Source organism: Halochromatium sp. NSM3 (assembly GCF_059621085.1).
Map to the genome: position 1 here is coordinate 1 of NZ_JCAQIA010000038.1, position 16,343 is coordinate 16,343.

Annotated in this window: 17 protein-coding genes and 2 pseudogenes; 9 read left to right on the plus strand and 10 right to left on the minus strand. The window is 63.7% G+C overall.

Going from position 1 to position 16,343, the window contains the following annotated elements; translation table 11 throughout:
* Positions 1-125: 125 nt before the first annotated feature.
* Entirely contained in the window at positions 126-383 is a 258-nt protein-coding gene (locus AC54T3_RS14210; protein ID WP_496625752.1) for a hypothetical protein, read from the minus strand.
* Between the two features lie 264 nt (positions 384-647).
* Between AC54T3_RS14210 and AC54T3_RS14215 the strand changes: the two genes are divergently transcribed.
* Positions 648-1,079 carry a sigma factor gene (locus AC54T3_RS14215; RefSeq protein ID WP_496625753.1) on the plus strand — a complete coding sequence of 144 codons (432 nt, stop codon included), beginning with the start codon at positions 648-650 and terminating at the stop codon, positions 1,077-1,079.
* Positions 1,080-1,207: 128 nt separating this feature from the next.
* Here the strand turns inward: AC54T3_RS14215 and AC54T3_RS14220 are convergent.
* Positions 1,208-1,480: pseudogene (locus AC54T3_RS14220) on the minus strand (HvfX family Cu-binding RiPP maturation protein); the annotation flags it as partial.
* Positions 1,481-1,506: 26 nt separating this feature from the next.
* Here AC54T3_RS14220 and AC54T3_RS14225 point away from each other — a divergent pair.
* The 4 genes and pseudogenes from AC54T3_RS14225 to AC54T3_RS14240 all read left to right on the plus strand — a co-directional run.
* A pseudogene (locus tag AC54T3_RS14225) lies at positions 1,507-1,837 on the plus strand (redoxin domain-containing protein); the annotation flags it as partial.
* 473 nt (positions 1,838-2,310) lie between these two features.
* Entirely contained in the window at positions 2,311-2,475 is a 165-nt protein-coding gene (locus AC54T3_RS14230; protein ID WP_496625754.1) for a hypothetical protein, read from the plus strand.
* Between the two features lie 5 nt (positions 2,476-2,480).
* Positions 2,481-3,428 (plus strand): CHAD domain-containing protein, encoded by a 948-nt coding sequence (locus AC54T3_RS14235; protein ID WP_496625756.1) that lies wholly within the window; start codon positions 2,481-2,483, stop codon positions 3,426-3,428.
* 87 nt (positions 3,429-3,515) lie between these two features.
* Positions 3,516-3,758 (plus strand): acetyltransferase, encoded by a 243-nt coding sequence (locus AC54T3_RS14240; protein WP_496625757.1) that lies wholly within the window; start codon positions 3,516-3,518, stop codon positions 3,756-3,758.
* Between the two features lie 25 nt (positions 3,759-3,783).
* On the opposite strand, the gene AC54T3_RS14245 is transcribed toward AC54T3_RS14240, so the two are convergent.
* Positions 3,784-4,368: a chemotaxis protein CheB gene (locus AC54T3_RS14245; RefSeq protein ID WP_496625759.1), complete on the minus strand. Its 585-nt coding sequence runs from the start codon at positions 4,366-4,368 to the stop codon at positions 3,784-3,786.
* A 269-nt stretch (positions 4,369-4,637) separates the two neighbouring features.
* Here AC54T3_RS14245 and AC54T3_RS14250 point away from each other — a divergent pair, with 269 nt between their 5' ends.
* Together AC54T3_RS14250 and AC54T3_RS14255 are read left to right on the plus strand one after the other, a co-directional pair.
* Entirely contained in the window at positions 4,638-5,003 is a 366-nt protein-coding gene (locus tag AC54T3_RS14250) for a TusE/DsrC/DsvC family sulfur relay protein (RefSeq protein ID WP_496625760.1), read from the plus strand.
* A gap of 161 nt (positions 5,004-5,164) precedes the next feature.
* Positions 5,165-5,578, plus strand: a complete 414-nt coding sequence (locus AC54T3_RS14255; RefSeq protein ID WP_496625762.1) for a TusE/DsrC/DsvC family sulfur relay protein — start codon at positions 5,165-5,167, stop codon at positions 5,576-5,578.
* A 135-nt stretch (positions 5,579-5,713) separates the two neighbouring features.
* Here the strand turns inward: AC54T3_RS14255 and AC54T3_RS14260 are convergent, their stop codons facing one another.
* On the minus strand, positions 5,714-5,908 hold the full coding sequence (locus AC54T3_RS14260) for a CsbD family protein (protein WP_496625799.1): 195 nt from the start codon (positions 5,906-5,908) through the stop codon (positions 5,714-5,716).
* 497 nt (positions 5,909-6,405) lie between these two features.
* Here AC54T3_RS14260 and AC54T3_RS14265 point away from each other — a divergent pair, with 497 nt between their 5' ends.
* Positions 6,406-6,885: a hypothetical protein gene (locus AC54T3_RS14265; protein ID WP_496625763.1), complete on the plus strand. Its 480-nt coding sequence runs from the start codon at positions 6,406-6,408 to the stop codon at positions 6,883-6,885.
* Positions 6,886-6,894: 9 nt separating this feature from the next.
* On the opposite strand, the gene AC54T3_RS14270 is transcribed toward AC54T3_RS14265, so the two are convergent.
* The 5 genes from AC54T3_RS14270 to AC54T3_RS14290 all read right to left on the minus strand — a co-directional run bounded on the left by AC54T3_RS14270 (position 6,895) and on the right by AC54T3_RS14290 (position 11,703).
* Positions 6,895-7,272, minus strand: coding sequence for a PilZ domain-containing protein (locus AC54T3_RS14270; RefSeq protein WP_496625765.1), 378 nt, complete (start codon positions 7,270-7,272; stop codon positions 6,895-6,897).
* A 223-nt stretch (positions 7,273-7,495) separates the two neighbouring features.
* Complete coding sequence (locus tag AC54T3_RS14275) at positions 7,496-7,654, minus strand: hypothetical protein (protein ID WP_496625767.1); 159 nt, start codon at positions 7,652-7,654, stop codon at positions 7,496-7,498.
* A gap of 155 nt (positions 7,655-7,809) precedes the next feature.
* Complete coding sequence (locus AC54T3_RS14280; protein WP_496625768.1) at positions 7,810-9,030, minus strand: glycosyltransferase; 1,221 nt, start codon at positions 9,028-9,030, stop codon at positions 7,810-7,812.
* 2 nt (positions 9,031-9,032) lie between these two features.
* Complete coding sequence (locus AC54T3_RS14285; RefSeq protein ID WP_496625769.1) at positions 9,033-10,733, minus strand: MGH1-like glycoside hydrolase domain-containing protein; 1,701 nt, start codon at positions 10,731-10,733, stop codon at positions 9,033-9,035.
* A 148-nt stretch (positions 10,734-10,881) separates the two neighbouring features.
* Entirely contained in the window at positions 10,882-11,703 is an 822-nt protein-coding gene (locus tag AC54T3_RS14290) for a DUF2189 domain-containing protein (RefSeq protein ID WP_496625771.1), read from the minus strand.
* Positions 11,704-12,275: 572 nt separating this feature from the next.
* Here AC54T3_RS14290 and AC54T3_RS14295 point away from each other — a divergent pair.
* The gene (locus AC54T3_RS14295) at positions 12,276-13,667 is read left to right on the plus strand and encodes an MBL fold metallo-hydrolase (RefSeq protein WP_496625773.1); all 1,392 of its coding nucleotides are present in this window, start codon (positions 12,276-12,278) and stop codon (positions 13,665-13,667) included.
* 597 nt (positions 13,668-14,264) lie between these two features.
* On the opposite strand, the gene treZ is transcribed toward AC54T3_RS14295, so the two are convergent.
* Positions 14,265-16,244 carry a malto-oligosyltrehalose trehalohydrolase gene (gene treZ, locus AC54T3_RS14300; protein ID WP_496625775.1) on the minus strand — a complete coding sequence of 660 codons (1,980 nt, stop codon included), beginning with the start codon at positions 16,242-16,244 and terminating at the stop codon, positions 14,265-14,267.
* Positions 16,245-16,343 lie beyond the last annotated feature (99 nt).

The following is a 16,343-nucleotide window of genomic DNA, read 5'->3' on the forward strand; positions in this document are numbered from 1 at the left end:
TGGAGCGCCCCGAGCGTATCGAGCTGCTGCACCTGGGCCGCTCGGTGGAGGGTGCTCGCTGCGCGATGCCGGTCTGAGCTTATCGAACGAGCTTCAATGGGCCGCAGGTGAGACGTCGATTCATCTCATTGACCAGACAGACAATAGGCCGACTCCGGCGGGTCCGCATCGCTGCGGTCATCGGACGCGCCCTCGCGATGCGCGTCATCGTCATCACCGTCTGCATAATCGAGCAGTAGGGCGGCCTTAAGGTTTGCCTCGAAGGCCAGCGCCTGCTGCAGCGCGCGCGCACAAGGCGCGCACTGCGCCGCATGGGCTTGGAGATCGGCTTGTCGTCCTTGTGGATCGACCAACAGTTGGCGACGAAAGGAGAGACAGTTCATGGGTTGAGCCTTCTGCGCGACGCGGATAGCGCTTGGAATATCGGATGAAGACCCGCCGCGCGCAGCAGATCTTTCGAGCCGATGAGGGATGTGGCTCGGGCGCACTGCAGCGATCCGATACCGCGTTGCAACGGATCGTGTTAACGAAACGTTCTGTCGGCCTTGCTCGCTTTCTCGAAAGTCAATCAAAAACAGGGCATTAAAAACTGGCACAGGAGCTGCGATAGCGCAGACAGATCACTCATCGACTTCGGGAGTTCTTCCATGTCTGTTTCTGCTGCACTCGCTTCCGCCCCATCGACCACCGCCAGCGAGGCGCCAAGCTTCGAGGCCCTCGCCGAGACTCACCGCCACAGCCTCTTCAAGTACGCCTACCGACTCTCTGGCGACCAGCAGATCGCCGAGGATCTAGTCCAAGACAGCCTGCTGCGGGCCTGGCGCTCATTCGCACGGCTGCAGAACCCAGCGGCTGCCTTGGGCTGGATGAAGACCATCGTGCGCCGCGAGAACGCGCGCCGCTTCGAGCGCATCCAACCGCGCGAGAGCGCGATGGCGACCGAGGAGCTGCCGGCACAGCATGCTCAGGACTATGACACCTCCACCGACGCCTTTGTCTTGCGCCGGGCGAGCGTTCATGATGGCCGCCTTGGATCTAGGGCAGACCGACCTCGTTCATCGCAACCTCAACCGACTTGAGGTGCTGGGCATGGCGCAGCGCGGCTGTGATCCAGCGACGCCATTGCTGCTGGTCGAAGACAACGCACCGCTGCGCCAGATGCTGAGCTGGGGGCCGAGCTGGCGGCGCGTGCTCCGGGCTGACCCATTCAATCGTTGGAGTACCCAGCCACCGTGCGCTCATTGGCGAACAGCGAGCCGGCCCCTTCGGCGATGGCCAGCCAGCCGTGTTGCCAGTGCACTGTGACCATCGCCACGATCATGGTGACGATCAGCGGGATCGAGATCAGACGCACGCCAAAGCCGGCCACGAGGAGCACCGCGCCGACGGTTTCGGTGGACGCGGCCAGGAAGGCCATCAACGTCGGGAAGGGCAGGCCGAGCCCCCAGTCCGGATTGCCGAACCAGGCGACAGTGCTGTCGAAGTCTGCTGTCGCCTCAGCTGGTTGTCGAGATCGGCTTCCCGATCATCGCTGACCTCTCGATGCAGGTGGCCAAGGCCTACGGCATGATCCAGCCCGGCGCCAGCGACACCTCGGCGGTGCGCGCCACCTTCATCATCGACCCCAATGGCGTGGGTCTACTACCCGATGAGCAACGGCCGCTCGATCGACGAGTTCGGGCGCCTGGTCAAGGCGCTGCAGACTTCTGACGAGCATGGCGTGGCCACCCCTGAGGGCTGGCAGCCCGGCGATCAGGTCATCGTGCCACCACCGACCACCGCCGAGCAGGCCGAAGGCTATGAGTGCAGCGACTGGTACTTCTGTAAGAAGGCGCTCTGTTACTGCCTTCCTGAAGCTCGAGTTCATACTCCTCGAGCCTCAGGAACTGCATGCCAGCGAAAGCATTGTGCAGCAACGCCGGCGTATAGAGAGCAGCTCGGCACAGGGCGGACCGCCGGTGCCGTAGGCGAGCTGGGCCAACCGCGTGATCCGCCGCGTTGCCTGCTGCCGCCCCATGGCGATGTGTAACGCCTTCGCCTCAAAAATCAGTACCACCAACCAAGGCAGGGCCAGCCGCTTGGAGCATCGATTCAGCCGATGCCGAGTCGACGCATTGGAAGCAGTGGTTCAAATGCCGCACCACTGGGGCCTATGCCCCAGTCCAGCAGGCTGACGCCCGGGCCATCGCGCACCGCCACGGGGCTTGTCCGGGCTGGCCCGATTTCTGCTCGTCCCTAGGTCACGCAATGCAGCAGCGGTGCGGCTGCCCTCTTGCTTGCCGCGCCAGCCCCAGACGAATGGAGGTTTCCATGCTCAGAAGTCTCGCCGAACTCGAGGGCGACCGGCTAGAAGCGCTCGCTGCCGATTGGGAGCGCCAGCGGATGCCTGACTGGATCGCGGGCCTTGAGGATCGCGCCGAGTCCGGCTACGACTCCGGCTGTCTCAGCTGCCATGCGGTATTGAAGGACGCGTAAGCGCAATGGACTACGAACTCGATCCAGCACAGCCGCTTGACACCGAGGTGCGGCGCATTGCCACCGACCTGATCGATCACGCGGTCGAGCAGATCGACGCCGCCGAGGCCGCACCGCACGAAGCCGTGCATGAGGTCCGTAAGGACTGCAAGAAGCTGCGCGGCCTGCTGCGGCTGATTCGACCTGCGGCGCCTAGGCTCTACAAGCACGAGAACGCGGCCTTCCGCGATGCCGCCGCCTCGCTGTCGGAGCTGCGTGATGCCGAAGCGGTGATCGAGACCTTCGACGCCTTGATCGATCATTTCCGCGCGAATATCGAACCTGAGTCGCTGGCTCCGCTGCGCCAACGGCTCGAGGAGCACAAGGCAGGGGTCGCGGCTGGCGCTCAAGCCCTCGACGAGCAGCTCGATCAGACGCGCACCGCCTTGGTCGCGGCCCGCGAACGCGTTCCGGAGTGGGAGGTTCCGCCCGATGTTGCGCATGACGACGCGGGTTGGTCTCTGATCGGAGCCGGCCTGCGCAAGACCTACAAACGCGGGCGTCGAGCCATGCAAAAGGCCTATGCGGAGCCGAGCGTCGTGGCATTCCATGAATGGCGCAAGCGCGCCAAGTATCTGCGCTATCACCTGAGGCTGGTGCGCGCGGCCTGGCCCCGCTTGCTCAAAGCGACGCACAAAGAGGTCAAGCACCTTGGCGACTTGCTTGGCGATGATCATGACCTTGCGGTGCTCGAGCTGGTGATCCAAAAGGCCGATGAGCTGAGCCCGAGCAATGATCCCGAGCAGATCCTGCTCGCGCTCGCGGCACAGCGCAGCGAGCAGCTTCGCGACGCGGCCTATTGGCTCGGCTCGCGCCTGTACGCAGAGAAGCCCAAGCATCTCGACCGCCGGATGCAGCGCTACTGGCAAGCGGTGCGGGGCGTGGCCGAGGCGCCTGAGCGGCGAGCCGCATGATTGATTCTTGAAACCGACGGAGCTACGTCTCAGCCTCTGGACGTTGAGATGTGGACCCCGTCAATAGCTGATGATCCCGGAGGACCCATGATTCTCAAGCACAAAACAACTGGAAAGCTCATGCAGGTCGTTGAGCTGAAAGACCTGATGAATCCGCTGCATGAGCAGGTCACGATGCGACTGAACTACGGCGAGGAAGCGCAAGAACCCGAAGCCATCGATAAGCAGGAACTGCTGTTCCCCTCCGGCGAAGGGTTGCCGCGCGCATGGACTGATTCTCACTACCGGGACGAGGAAGTCGATGCGGCGCATTTTGACCGCAGCGGTTGACGTCGAATGAGGCCGAGCCCCCGCCCTAATCTCCGCAGGCAATGCTGGCAATCTTCCGCGCGATCGCTTCCGGCGAGAGCACAAAATCGATACAGCCGCTGGCCATCGCGCTCCCAGGCATGTCTGGCTGCACGGAGCTATCGAGCGTCTGCGCAATGGTGGTCCCCCCCACGTCCTTGATCCCACAGAGTGCCGCCGAACCATCGCCATCGTAGCCAGAGACGATGACAGCGATCAGCTTGCCAGTCCAATGCTCGGTCAGTGAGCGCAGAAAGACCGTGATCACGTCCAGCCATCCTCTCGGCTTCGAGATCGGCTTGAGGCGAAACTCCTCACCAAGAATGTGCAAATCACGTTTTTCCGGGATGATGAACACATGATCCGGCTCAATGAGTAATCGTTCGGTGATCAACTCCACCGGCATTGATGTGTACTTTGGAAGAATCTCATGAAGGTAGGTGGTCACGGTTCTCAGGTGATTCACGAAGACGACCGCAACCCCCATGTCGCTCGGCAGATTCTGGAGTAACCGAGTATAGGCATCGAGACCGCCGGCCGATCCGCCCACGCAAACGATTGGGAAATCGGTTTCAGAAGACTTGGCATTCATCAGATGACTCCGAAGCATGGCGGTCTCTTTAACATGAGATTACACCGTTTCAGCGTCAACGCCAGCCACTGATGTTGCCGCTGCCGCAGTCTCGCCTCTTGGCGACGGTGATCTTTTGGGCTAACTGGCATCGCACATGCTTTATCACTGGTGAGGGTACCCGGCGGTCCGCTGCGATTGGTGCAGATGAACCGCCTACGGGCCTTTACCCCCGCCCCGACATCGGGGGCTCTTGCTCCCGTTGCATGAATCAAGAGAGGAAACGGACCATGGCAGACATCCTAAAGGTCATCGATAACCCTGACACTTCAAGCCCTCGGCAAACCGACCGCGAGATCGAACTTGAAGACTGGAGCCCTGAGGAGGGGCGCCGCACCGCCGAGTCGCTCGGCATCGAGATGAGCGACGACCATTGGCAGGTGATCGAGACGCTGCGCGACTATTATCTTGAGCATGGCATGCCGGAGAGCGGCCGGGATCTCTCCGATCAACTTGACGCCGAATTCGCCGAGCAGGGCGGGCGCCGCCATCTGCGCCGACTGTTTCCGGATGGACCGGTGCTGCAGGGGCTCCAGATCGCTGGCCTGCCGATCCCGCCCCACACCGTGGATGAGGGCTTTGGCGTCGCCCGCTGACGCAGGGGTTTTGTCGCGGCTGGATCTGTCGCACCGCGCGCTGGACGGAACCGTCTCGGCTTGGTGCGGGCCTTGCTTGATGCGATAGAGAGCCCGCGCAGAGCCGTTGTCCGAGATGTGCTGCGGTGGGACGATTGATTCCGACAAATTGGAGGTATGAGATGGCCAAAGAGAAGCCCAATCAGAAGCCGCGCCCGGATGGTCTGGCGCGTGATGATGAGCGTCTCGATACAGAGCTGCTCGACGAACACGGATTCCTCAAGGAGCCAGAGTTGTGGAGCCGCGACCTGACACTGGCGCTCGCTGCAGAGATGGACCTCGGCGAGCTGAGCGAGGCGCACTGGCGCGTCATTGATCATGTGCGCGCTGATTACCTCGGAACCGGCATGCTGCCGGTGCAGTCGATCCTGTGTCGCGAGGTCGAGCTGGACGCGGATTGTATCCTGGCCCTGTTCGGCGGCCCGATCGAGGTCTGGCGACTTGCCGGTCTCCCGAATCCTGGCGAGGAGGCTAGAACCTATATGGAGAATCAGGAGGCGCCCGAGGCAGAGGGAACGTCTTGGGCGCCGAATTGATGCCGCATTGTGTCGATGTCGTGAACGCCGGCCGCAGTTACCGACAGGGTGTCTTCGTTTTCCCTCGGCGCTCTTCCTCGGCGGCTCGGGCAGCCGCCGGCTGCTGCGCCGGCGGCTCTCTATCAGCTTGAGCAGTTACGACCACTGGTGCTCGTCGACCTGACGCTCTGCCTCCTCCTTGGTGATACCGTAACGTTCCTGAATCTTGCCGACCAGCTCATCCTTGTTGCCTTCCACAGCCAACAGATCATCGTCGGTCAGCTTCGCCCAGCGGATCTTGGCCTGGCCTTGCAGTTGATTCCACTTGCCTTTGATTTCGTCCCAATTCATCGCCTTCACCTCTTTGATCATGTCAATGAAAGGCTCAGCTCGTCCGGCGCAGAAGGGGTTCCCGTCTGACCAACACAGGCTTTGCCTCAACCTAACTTTCTGCAGATCCTGTGCCAGTTTCAGAGCCACCAGAGGCTTGATGCGCTATCAGGTCTCGCGTCCGGTGCGGCAGCCGGCTGGCGCTTGCGATTAACATTGATTGCTAGCGGTCCAGTCTGCTGCAAATCCCCCAGCGCTGGTTCAAATGCACCGAATCAAGACGACCCAACACGCTTCGAGGGGGCTTGCGCTGTGGGAGGTGGGCTGATCTGAGCCGAGGCATGGTTTTTGCCTCGGTTGATTCGAGACGCTGACGCAGGGGGTGGCGCTGGGCGTTTGCCGGCGGCGAGAAGGGCATTCGGTGCTCGCACTGCTGTTTCAGTCCGGGTGGCCAATCCAATCAGCGTCTGCATCACGATCGTTCAATCAACCACTGCGTCACTATGAGGAGTCTTCTGATGACTAAACGTTTACAACGTATCGCGGCACTCTCGATCGCCTTCTCCCTGGGCGGCATCGGCGTCGCGCTGGCTGCGGACGCCACGATGACCGAGCACGAAGCCCCGCTCGATCAAGGCACCTACCTCGGCACGCCTTGGCTGAGCGGTGGCGTCGGTGAGTCGGCGCGCGAACATCTGATGAACGCGTATGACGATTACAATCTGAAGCTCGAGTTTGCGGTTGCTGAGGGCAATTACCTGGGCGATGTCGCGGTGAGCATCACCACGCCCGATGGCGTGCCGGTACTGCGGGCCTTTTCCCCCGGCCCCTGGCTGATGGCCAAGCTGCCGGCCGGTCGCTATGAGGTCGCCGCGAACGGTTTCGAGAAAACCTTCGTCCGCGAGGTCAATGTGCCCGCGCAAGGGATGGAGACGGTGATCTTCAATGACTGGACGAAAGCCGGCGTGGCTGGAGCGACGCCCGGTCCAAGCTATTGATCATGCGGCTCAGACCGCCTCTCTGACCTGACCGGCCTCGGCGAGGCGGTGCTGCAGTCCGGACGGCTCGCTCAAGTCGTCCGCAGGCTTGCCACTGAGCAGGCGTTCAACCTCAGCGCTTGAGTCGTTATCCAGCACACCCATCATCAAGCCCACCAGCCGGCTGCCCGGATGAACCACGGTTACTGGTAGGTGCAGGTACCTGCTGCCACCTGTCTGCAATGTCAGCGTCCCGGACGTCGCCGGTGGACAGGATACTTGGGTGCGTACAAGCACACCCGAGCGGCTCAGGTTGAACGCGGTGCCATCGACGATCTGGCCGTTGTCGAGGCTCAGGGTCGCGGGAAGATCGGTCACGATACAGTAGTTGAATGCCGGCTGGCGCATTGAAGGAAGCTCCTAGAGCGGATTGTGAGGCAAGCGCCGCAGGTTAAGAGGCGCACCCGTTCTTGCGCGTTATCCGGGGGCGGAATGGCCGTGACTCGCTAGGCGCTAGGCGCTGCGGTGTCGTTGATCGGTTACCCTCGATCAAAATCACGCGGGAGTGTTGGGGCATTTGCCAGAACAGCGGGTGTTTTGACGCGAGTGCCCCGAGGGGCGGTTGACCTCCTTATCGGCCCTCGCGCTCGGCGTGGCGTTGCTCCCCAGGCAGGTGATCCGCGACCTCGGCACCGCGCTCCCCGCGCGGCCGGGCCTCGCCTACTGTGCTGTCGCGCGCGGTCTGGCGCTCGGTCTCGGCATTGATGCCGGCGCCGACGATGACGGCCATTGCCGACAGATACAGCCAAAGCTGGTCTAGCGGGTGGCCATACGGAGGATCCCGACCGAAGGCACGGAGGGGCGGGATGTCGAATTGGATATCCGGATGGGCGCCGCTCCGCCAGCGCTCGCTGGTTCACGAAGCAAATTCGGTGCCGAGTGACCCTAGGGCTGCTGTCTCCCGGCCGCGTCCCGGTAGATCGCGAACAGCCGGCGAAAGCTCGAGTCCCAACCATAGCCGGACTCCAGCACATGCCGGCGTGCGGCCGCCCCGAGCGGCTGGCGCTGTGCGGCGACGTCGAGGATGTTTGAGGCCATGGCGCCGGCGTCATCGACCGGCCCAAGCCTTCCGAGATCCGGTGCCACGCGCTCGCGTAAGGCGCCGGCATCGACGCCGACCACCGGTAGCCCAGAGGCCTGCGCCTCGACCACGGCCAGACCGAAGGTCTCGTAGGGGCCTGCGGTGACATAGACATCGGCAGAGGCCATGACCTGGGCATAGGCAGTGCCGTCGCGCTCAAAGGGCAGCACGCGAAGCCGCAGCAGCTGCCTGGCGCGTTCCTCGAGCTGCGCGCGCAGCGGCCCTTCGCCCATCAAGATGAGATGGAAGCGCGGCCGGTCGGCAAGCTGCTCGAAGGTATCGACGAGCAGGGTAACTGCTTTCTCGCTGTCGAGCCGTCCGCAATAGAGCAACAGTACCTCATCGTCACCGATCCCCTGCTGTCGTCGCCACTCGGTGCTGCATTTCTCGGGCGAGAATTGGTCGAGATCCACGCCGAGCGGGACGATCTCGGTGCCGCTGACCCCATACTCGGCGATGCGCGCGGCCTGCGCCGCTGTCGCCGCCAAGGTCAGGTCGCAGCGGCTGAAGATCTGCCCAAAGCTCGCCTCGGCGCCATCCTCGACGACATCGCTGACGCGGTTTCCCCAGGCCGCGAGTGTCTCGCTGACCTCCTCGACGCCATCGACCAGCAGGTGCCGCAAGGGCGCGCCGACGTAGGCGTGCGCGATATCGGTGTGGAAATAGGCCGAGACCAGGCAGTGCCTGTTGTGCTGACGGCATTCGTCGCGGTAGCGAAAGGCGGCCCAGGGCTCGACGAAGAAGCTGCCGAGTTCAACGATGTCCGGGGCGCTCTGTTCGAGCGCGTGCCGGACCTTGTCCGGTCGCCAAAAGAAACGGTAGGGATGTGCTCCGGGGATCAGCGGACTCTGCAGCTCGATCGTCCGCAGTCGGCCGCTCCGCGACGAGCGGTCCTGGTCGCCGGGGATGATGAGGACGTGCTCGTCGTCGCTGTTCTCAGCGATCCAGCGGCGCTTTTGGTCGATATAGGTGCGGATGCCACCGCTGGTTTCGGTATAGGCGAGGGTCAGGTCGCAGTAGCGCATGGCTAGGCCTTCTGCAGTAATTGGTCGATCGGGATACGTTCGGCAAATCCGGCGTGGAAGTGCACGACCTTTCCTTGGTGGCTGACCGATCCCTCGAAGCGGTCGTTCTCCAACATTCGCAGCTGAACTTGGAGTCGGCTCAGGGGCTGAGGGTCCAACGGAGGTTGCCCCCGCTCCAAGCCGTCTGGGGGGAGGTTTGGCGCGAGGCCAACCACGGGCAGGTCGACCTCGAGCCGCATGCCCCGGCAGGCCGGCGGCAGTCGTGGGCAGAGACTGAGGTGATTTGGCCTCAGCTCGAGTCCAAGCAGTACCTCGAGTACCAGGTTATTGACCAGACCGGTCCAGCCGACGAATTCGCGCTGCGGTCCCCGGCCAAGGGTCAGCGCCTTCCACCAGTTGCCGTGTTTGCGGCGCAATGCTCGGGTATGTGGGACATCGGGATCATAGAACTCATAGATGCGCCGCTCGCGCTCGAACACCTCGTAGACGCCCTGGCACAGCCGAAACGCCAGCTCACCGGCTTCGCGCTGCCGATCGTAGCGCAACAGCCCCTGGACGACGGCATAGGCGGTGTTGATCCAGACCGGACCGCGCCACATGTCCTTCTCGAAGCTCGGCTCGTTGCGGGCGACCGACGGCAGCGGCATGCGGGTGCCAAAGCGGTCTGGATCGGTCAACTGTCGAACCAGACGGGCGGCCCGGGTCTGATCCGGGACGCCGGCCCATAACGGCATCAGCGAGGCGATGGTGGCCACCCGTAACGGCTCGCCCGCGCCATCGTGGTCGAGGTAGAGTCCGGACGCCTCATCCCACAGCCGCTCGTCGATGCAGGCGCGCAGAGCGGCCGCCTTGGCCTCGAACCTGGCGGCATCGCCTGCTTGGTCCAGACCCAGCGCCATCCGCGCGAGGGCCTCCAGCTGCAGCACGACATAGCTGCTGAAATCGGTGGCGCGGATCGTGCGGGTGTCGCGCAGGGAACTCTCGTCGGCGTTGCTGAAGCGCGGTGCGTTCTCGACGCCGGATTCGTAGGGATGGGCCCAGAAGTAGAGACCATCGGCGAGCTGGCGGTTTGCTTCGAGCCAGGCTTGATAGCGTCGCAGGGGCTCGTAGGCGTGCTCGAGCAGCGACTGGGCCTGATCCTTGGGCAGTGCGTCGATGACGTCAAGCGCCGCCCAGCCGATCAATGGCGGCTGGGTGTAGCCTGACTGATGGAACTCGGTGACGACATGCTGGAGGCGGTCACCGTCGCGCAGATCGATGACCGCTCTGAGAACCTCGGCGGCGACCTCGGCGTCCCACCAGCGCCAGACCTGCGCGATGAACGCCGAATCCCAGAGATAGACGCCGCGAAACGCGGGGCCAGGAATGGCGTGGCGCGTCGGCGACAGCAGATCGGCCTGTTGCAGGTTGGCGAACAGCAACGCATAGACCTCGGCGAAGCCACGCTCGAAGGCGGTTGCCTGGGCATGACCCGCGACCCGCAGGTGCGGCGGCGGTGTCTCGATCCCTTTGCGGCACAGCACCTCGGGCGGCAGCTCGATCGGCACTAGCCCGAAGCGTCCCGCCGAGATCCGAGACCAGATCAGCAGGCGCCAGAGATAATGCAGCCCCCTTGTGCCGCGGCCGGCGAACGCCGCTGCGCGGCTGGTGGTTGATCGAGCGTGCCTCAAGAAGCGCCGCAGCGGTGCCATCAGATCACGCATTCGGGCGGTCGCTCATCTTCCTCGTGATTTCATCCGCTTCGCTAGCGCCGAGCGGTGACGCTCCTTGTTGGCGGGCCAGATCACGCGGCTCGGCGCTTGAAGGGCAGGGACGTCGCCAGAGCCGCGCGAGCGGCTTCGATGGACGTTTCTAGATGGCCGTTTCATGACTGCCGGCTGCTTTCGTATCCGGGATCAGCGTCTCGCGATAGGCATGCCAGCTGCCATAGCCAAGGATCGGCGTGACGACGATCAGGCCGACGAAGAAGGTCAGGATGCCAATCGTCGTCAACACCGCGATCAAAACCGCCCAGAGGGCCATCGCCGGCCAGTTATCGCCCACGGCCCGCCAGCCCGCGAAGGCCGCGTTGACGGGGTCAATCCGCTGATCGACCAACATGGGCAGCGACACCGCAGTGATCCGAAACACGAACAAAGCCAACACCAGCGCGACGCCGCCGAACACCAGCGCGAACGGCCAGCTCTGGCCGAATAGCGCCGGCAGCCGTTGTACCTCCGAGTAGTTCGGCATCAGCTCATGGAAGACCCCGCCGAACAGCAGATTCGAGAGCATGATCCAGTTGATGAAGACGATCAGCAGGAACAGCCCCATGAGCGAGAGGCCCGAGGTATTGGCCGCGAGGATGCGCCGCACCGTCACGCTGGCTTTTTCGTCCTGTCGCTCACGGTGCTTCGCCATCGCCAACAGCCCGACCGAGAGGATCGGGCCAAGGACTAAAAAGCCACCGAAGATGAATGGCACCAAGTAGAAGCGGTTGACGCCGAGTGTCAGCGAAACGAGCAGAAACGCCAGCGCCGCCACTGCCAGGCCGTAGAGCAGACCCGTAATGGGCGCGGCCATGAGGTCGTCGAAACCGCTTCGCAGCCACGAGAGCGGTTGTTTAGCGGGCAAGCGCGAGATTGCAAAGCGGATCTCCGGGATTTGGGCGGTTGCCAATACATAGGTGTTCATGATGACTCCTGCGCTGGTTGGCGTGGATGATGGGGTTCTGTTGCCTGACGGTGTCATCCTCAGCCGCCGGATCGGCAACGACGGGAGTCGCGCGGGTGAGCGCGGCGGGTTCAGGATCACGCGGTCGATCACATGGACGATGCCATGACCGGTGACCAGCAAAGTCAGCCGAACGGTGGCGTCGGAGGCATCTCGTCCTCTAGTGAGTTGAGAGTGACTGGTTTATTGCAGGGGCCGTGCCAGGGTGCCGTGGTGGTGTCTCGACCGGGTTCAGTTCGGCGGAGCGGTGTATTTAACCCAATCGCTGGTTGATAGAGACCGCTGGGATAGTCCGCCGAGTGGACCGAAACGCGGCCCAGCCCCTGAGATTCCAGCCAGTCGATATTTCAAAACGGCGATATACCAACCGCGCGGTACGCTGAGCCGGTTGCGCTGAGTGGGTTGCGTGGGGCCGGTCGGGTAGCGCTGCGCGAAGGGCCTGACGGGCGGATGGGCTGGCTGGATTCGGGACTGGCGCGACCTTTGCAATCAAAACGGAACCTGCAAGTTTCCCGTGCCGAAGGAGCGCTTCGATGTTCTTCAAACAGTTTTACCTGCCGAGTCTCGGCCATGCCTCGTATCTGGTCGGCTCCGAGGACTCGGGAGAAGCCCTGGTGCTCGATGTGCGCCGCGATGTCGAGACCTACTTCGCCGAGGCGCGCGAGCAAGGCATGCGCATCCGCTACGCCTGCGATACCCATCAGCACAACGACTACCTTAGCGGCATCTGTGAACTGCCCGAGCGCGGCGAGATCCAGCTTCTCGCCGGTGCGCGTGCCGAGGTCGGCTATCCGGTGCGGGCGATGGACGACGGTGAGATGCTCGAGATGGGCGAGGTGCGCTTCGAGCTGATGCACACCCCTGGGCACACGCCGGAGCACATTAGTCTGCTGGTCACCGACCGCTCGCGCGGTGAGGAGCCGGCGATCCTGTTCTCGGGCGGCGCGCTCTTGGTCGGCGATCTGGCGCGACCGGACCTGCTCGGCGGCGAGGAGGGAACGCGTCGGGGCGCGGAGGCCTTCTGCGAGACCCTTCAGCACAGGATCTTGCCGCTCCCGGATTTCGTCGAGGTCTTCCCGACCCATGTGTCCGGCTCGCTCTGCGGTGGCAATATCGGCAGCCGCCTGTCGACCACGATCGGTTACGAACGGCGCCTGAATCAGGTTCTGAGTAGCCTCTCGTCGAGCGACGAATTCGTGCGCCAGTGCATGGACTTGACCGATCTACCGGCGGTCCCGCCGTACTGGCCACGGATGCGCAAGCTCAATACCGAGGGCCCGCCGCTGCTCGGCGTGCTGGCTGACCCACCGCCGCTCGGCATCGATGAGTTCGAGGCGGCGCGCGAAGCCGGCGCCCTGGTCGTCGACTGCCGCTCGCCCGAGGCGTTCTCGGCCCACATCCCGGGTGCGATCAATGTCGGTATCGGCGACAGCTTCACGACCTGGGCCGGCAGCATGCTGCCGCCGGATCGTGATCTCATTCTGCTGCTCGAACGCGCTGCTGACCTCTGGGAGGTCTGTTGGCAGCTGTTGCGCATCGGCTATCCGCTCCCGCGCGGCTGGCTCGCGGGCGGCATGTTCGCCTGGCGCACCGCTGGCAAACCGATTGAGATCTTGCCCCAATGGACGGTGCATGACCTGCGCCAAGCGCTCGACAAGGATCGCAATCTGCTCGTGCTCGATGTGCGCCAGCCGGCGGAATGGAGCGCTGGGCACATCCCGCAAGCCCAGCACATCACCGGTGCCGAACTCGTCGAGCGCATCGACGAGCTGCCGAAGGACCGGCCGATCGCGGCGATCTGCGGCAGCGGTTATCGCTCATCGGTCGCCGCCAGCTTGCTCAAGGCCCATGGTCATCGGCAGGTCTACAGCGTGCTTGGCGGGATGACGGGTTGGGAGGCCGAAGGCTTCCAGACCACGTCTTGATCACGCTCTGCTCAAGGCATGAGCACAGCTGACGGCGGGCGCCGTGGAATATTGACGAAGGTTTCTCGCCGTCTCGCCGCTCATCCCTCTGAGTTCGGAGGCCTCTTCATGGAGACCTTGGGAGGAATCGGCCATCGGGATTCGGCTCCTTGGTTGATGGGTCAGAGTGCGGGATTGGACGCCAGCAGCCAGGGAATGAGCGTGAGGCAACAGACCCGGCGTGATGACGCATCGCTACTGCTGCAAGGTCAATGCCGATATCCACGTGAGGACAAGCGAGCGCTGATGTAGCGGGCCTTGTTGCCTTCCACCGCCAGTAGATCATCGTCGGTGCCACTTTGCGGCCTCGCTAGAGGCTTGATTCTCAGCGTACCACTGGCTGAAATACCCCGATGTTGGTTTAAATACACCGAATTGACGCAACCAAAGCGCGCGTTCCCTACGCGCTCCAACACGTCTCTGGTGGTTGGCGTGACTCGATCATATCGACAGTCATCGCCGGGTGATGGGTCGATCTCTTCGGAAAAAGCCGTCGGGTCATTCGGTTTTTTCGATGAGTGAGTGCAGACGGGCGGGTGTTTTGCACCGGCGGTCGGGTCATTGGTTACCGCGCCTCGCGGTGGACTCATAGGATTCGACTTCGATCGACCATTGGACCGACCAGGGTGCGAGCTGGCTTGCGTCCATGGTGGCGGGGGCATTGGCCGGATCGCGTGTCGGTTCAGTCCCTGGCCGATGAGCAAGGATGAGGTCCGCACGGCATGGCGGCTTGATCTCGTTCGGCAGCTCGACCGGCTCGGCGTTGAGGTTGGCGATGAGCCGCAGCTGGCGATGATCGCTCGTGTTCCAGTGCGCCGACAGGCGGCCTAGGCCAAAGACGACGGCCTCGCCGCCCGGTTGGATCAGCGGAATCAGCGGTTCGATCCGGGCGTGGCGCAGAGCGAGCAATCTTTGACAGGCGGAGAAGCGTCGTTGTTGCGAGCCGTCAGGCGTCTCGGCGCCGATCGGCTGGTCGCGGTGGTCAATGTCGTCGCGCCAGCGCCAGTCGAGGCGCGAGCGCTCGAAGGTCTCCGGATCATTGGGGTCGGGGATGGTGGCGCGGCTGGCGGGGTCGGCGAAGGCGGCGCTGCGGGCGAACTCGCGGCGCCGGCCCTCGCGCACCGCGTCGGCAAGCTCGGGGCCGAAATCGCAGAAGAACAGGAACGGGCTCTCGGCGTCGAATTCCTCGCCCATGAACAGCAGCGGCGGTGAGGGGGCGAGCAGGACGAGGGCGAAGGCGGCATCCAATGCCTCGCGCGGGATCAGTTGGTGCAGGCGCTCGCCGAAGGCGCGGTTGCCGGCTTGGTCATGGTTCTGCAGGAAGTTGACCATCGCTGCAGGCGGCAGATGCGCGCTCGCGGTGCCGCGCCGATGGCCCTCGCGAAAGGCGGAAGGCTCGCCCTGATAGGCGAAGCCTTCGGTCAGCGCGCGGGCGATCAGGTCAGTCGTCAAGTCCTCGGGGCTTGGGTCGGAGCTTGTGCCAAAGTCAGAGACGAAATCCTGATAAGGGCCATCCGTCTCGCCGGTCAGCAGATGATGCAACGCATGGTGGAGATCATCATTCCACTGGGCGGTGAAGTGGCGCGGCTGTCCCGCAGAGTCCCGCTCATACCGGCGCGCGTCATTATGATCATTCTCGAGGATCAGATGGATCTGGCGTTCGCGGCCCGGGCCGGCTTGCACGCGCTCGGCAAGCGCCTCGAGCAGGTCGGGCTGGCTGGTATCGATGATGCGATCGACGGCATCCAGCCGCAGGCCGTCGAAGCGATATTCCTCGAGCCAGTAGAGGGCGTTCTGGATGAAGAACTCGCGCACCCACTGCGCCTGTGGGCCGTCGAGGTTGATCGCGGCGCCCCAGGGCGTGTGGTGGTCTGGATGGAAGAAGGCTGGGGCATAGCAATGCAGGTAGTTGCCCTCGGGACCGAAGTGGTTGTAGACCACATCGAGCAGCACCATCAGGCCACGCTCGTGGGCGGCACGGATCAGCTGCTTGAGCGCGTCGGGATGGCCATAGCAGGCGTCGGGTGCGTAGAGCAGGGCGCCGTCATAGCCCCAATTGCGCTGGCCCGGGAAGTCCGCCAGCGGCATCAGTTCGAGGGCGGTGACGCCGAGTTCGAGCAGGTGGTCGAGGCGGCGTTCGACGCCGGCATAATCACCGCTGGCGCTGAAGGTGCCGACGTGCAGTTCATAGAGCACCGCCTCGTGCCAAGGTCGGCCGCGCCAGGCGGCCTCGGCCGTGCCCCAGTCGAAGGCGAGCGGGTCGATGATCTGGCTCGGAGCATGGACATCGTCGGCCTGGAAGCGCGAGGCGGGGTCGGGGACGGCGAGGCCATCGTCGATTCGATAGCGATAGCGGTCACCGGCGTGCGCCTGGGCGAGCGTCAGACGGTGCCAACCGTCGTCGGCGCGGTTCATGCTGAATGACGCCTCTACCTGCGCGGGGCCGGCGCTCCAGAGCAGCTCGACATGCCGCGCGGCGGGCGCCCAGAGCCGAAAGCTGACGCTGCCGTCGGCGGCGATGGCGGTGCCAAAGGGCATTCGCTGTTGATATCCGGTGGACATAGGCGTTGTCTGCGTTGCTGTTGTTGCTTGCCGGAACGATCTCCAGCGGCGTCGGTCACACTCCCTCGGTCACCT

Bases quoted from the DNA above. Each gene is read 5' to 3' on its own strand.
- AC54T3_RS14235 (WP_496625756.1), top strand. From the start codon at position 2,481: ATGGACTACGAACTCGATCCAGCACAGCCGCTTGACACCGAGGTGCGG.
- AC54T3_RS14240 (WP_496625757.1), top strand. From the start codon at position 3,516: ATGATTCTCAAGCACAAAACAACTGGAAAGCTCATGCAGGTCGTTGAG.
- AC54T3_RS14285 (WP_496625769.1), bottom strand. From the start codon at position 10,733: ATGCGTGATCTGATGGCACCGCTGCGGCGCTTCTTGAGGCACGCTCGA.
- AC54T3_RS14265 (WP_496625763.1), top strand. From the start codon at position 6,406: ATGACTAAACGTTTACAACGTATCGCGGCACTCTCGATCGCCTTCTCC.
- AC54T3_RS14270 (WP_496625765.1), bottom strand. From the start codon at position 7,272: ATGCGCCAGCCGGCATTCAACTACTGTATCGTGACCGATCTTCCCGCG.
- AC54T3_RS14275 (WP_496625767.1), bottom strand. From the start codon at position 7,654: ATGGCCGTCATCGTCGGCGCCGGCATCAATGCCGAGACCGAGCGCCAG.
- AC54T3_RS14210 (WP_496625752.1), bottom strand. From the start codon at position 383: ATGAACTGTCTCTCCTTTCGTCGCCAACTGTTGGTCGATCCACAAGGA.
- AC54T3_RS14290 (WP_496625771.1), bottom strand. From the start codon at position 11,703: ATGAACACCTATGTATTGGCAACCGCCCAAATCCCGGAGATCCGCTTT.
- AC54T3_RS14295 (WP_496625773.1), top strand. From the start codon at position 12,276: ATGTTCTTCAAACAGTTTTACCTGCCGAGTCTCGGCCATGCCTCGTAT.
- AC54T3_RS14245 (WP_496625759.1), bottom strand. From the start codon at position 4,368: ATGAATGCCAAGTCTTCTGAAACCGATTTCCCAATCGTTTGCGTGGGC.
- AC54T3_RS14280 (WP_496625768.1), bottom strand. From the start codon at position 9,030: ATGCGCTACTGCGACCTGACCCTCGCCTATACCGAAACCAGCGGTGGC.
- AC54T3_RS14215 (WP_496625753.1), top strand. From the start codon at position 648: ATGTCTGTTTCTGCTGCACTCGCTTCCGCCCCATCGACCACCGCCAGC.
- AC54T3_RS14255 (WP_496625762.1), top strand. From the start codon at position 5,165: ATGGCCAAAGAGAAGCCCAATCAGAAGCCGCGCCCGGATGGTCTGGCG.
- AC54T3_RS14260 (WP_496625799.1), bottom strand. From the start codon at position 5,908: ATGAATTGGGACGAAATCAAAGGCAAGTGGAATCAACTGCAAGGCCAG.
- treZ (WP_496625775.1), bottom strand. From the start codon at position 16,244: ATGCCCTTTGGCACCGCCATCGCCGCCGACGGCAGCGTCAGCTTTCGG.
- AC54T3_RS14250 (WP_496625760.1), top strand. From the start codon at position 4,638: ATGGCAGACATCCTAAAGGTCATCGATAACCCTGACACTTCAAGCCCT.
- AC54T3_RS14230 (WP_496625754.1), top strand. From the start codon at position 2,311: ATGCTCAGAAGTCTCGCCGAACTCGAGGGCGACCGGCTAGAAGCGCTC.